The sequence below is a fragment of the Mesorhizobium sp. M7A.F.Ca.CA.004.12.1.1 genome, assembly GCF_003997835.1.
GTDB lineage: Bacteria > Pseudomonadota > Alphaproteobacteria > Rhizobiales > Rhizobiaceae > Mesorhizobium.
In genome coordinates, this window is record NZ_RZRK01001436.1 from 1 (window position 1) to 624 (window position 624).

At 62.5% G+C, this 624-nt stretch carries 1 protein-coding gene; it reads right to left on the bottom strand.

All coding sequences use genetic code 11. The annotated features are described in order from the left end of the window. Positions 1-624 (bottom strand): zinc-binding dehydrogenase (locus EN984_RS36895; protein ID WP_164766036.1); only part of this gene is annotated, 624 nt, incomplete at both ends.

A 624-nucleotide genomic window follows, 5' to 3' on the forward strand; every position in this document is an offset into this window, starting at 1 on the left:
TGCGGTGGGTGATCAGGCCGGAGACATCCAGCGGGCCCTGCACCAGCGCGATCATCTTGTACCAGGTCTCGAACATCTCGCGGCCATAGATGCCCTTGAGATGCAGCATCTTGAAAATGACCTTGTTCCAGTCGATCTCGAAGCCGGTCGGCGCGATGCCTAAAATGGCGATCTTGCCGCCATTGTTCATGGCATCGATCATGTCGCGGAAAGCGGGGGCGGCGCCTGACATTTCGAGCCCGACGTCGAACCCCTCGGTCATGCCGAGCACCGGCATGACGTCGCGCAGCTTCTCCTTCGAGGCGTCGACGACATGCTGGACGCCGAGTTTCTTGGCTAGCGCCAGCCGCACCGGGTTGATGTCAGTGATGACCACTTTGCGCGCGCCGACGCATTGGGCGACGAGCGCGCCCATGATGCCGATCGGCCCGGCGCCAGTCACCAGCACGTCCTCGCCGACCAGATCGAAGGACAATGCGGTGTGGACGGCATTGCCCAAGGGATCGAAGATCGCGGCAATCTCATCGGGCACATCGTCGGGGATCGGCACAACATTGTGCTGCGGGATCGCCAGATACTCGCCGAAGGCGCCTGGACGGTTGACGCCGACGCCGAGTGTGTTGC